Consider the following 455-nt stretch of genomic DNA (forward strand, 5'->3'; position numbering starts at 1 on the left):
CTTTCAAATTCATTAATTTTTAAACACTCATCCTCAAGTATTCTGTGAAATGATTCTACATGTGCGTTTTTATTTGGCGTCTTCACTGGTATTCTCTCATGTTCAATTTTAAGTTCTTCACAGCATTCATCAAATTTATGACTTATAAACTGAGGTCCGTTGTCTGTTCTTATTACTGGCTTTTTAGAGTCTTCCTCAAACAAGTTTCTTCTTATTAAGCACTTTCTCAGTAGTGCTGTAGCATCTTTAGCCTCACAGTGTAAACCCATGTGGTAATCTATAATGCTCCTATCAAAGATATCAATTAAATTTAGTAAGTAGAAGAATTTATCTTCACCTTCTATGTAGCCATATTTTATATCCATTTCCCATAGTTGATTTGAGCCTGTTATAGTTCTGTTAACTGCAATATTTCTCTTTATTTTAGCTTTAATTATTCTCTGGTCTTTAAGTAT

At 31.6% G+C, this 455-nt stretch carries 1 protein-coding gene; it reads right to left on the reverse strand.

The window, feature by feature from the left end; all coding sequences use genetic code 11:
- On the reverse strand, positions 1 to 455 hold a 455-nt coding region (locus tag ACJDU8_RS25685), incomplete at both ends, for a DDE-type integrase/transposase/recombinase (protein WP_406795023.1).

It is taken from the genome of Candidatus Clostridium eludens, assembly GCF_045310515.1.
GTDB classification, from domain to species: Bacteria; Bacillota; Clostridia; order Clostridiales; family Clostridiaceae; genus Clostridium_B; species Clostridium_B eludens.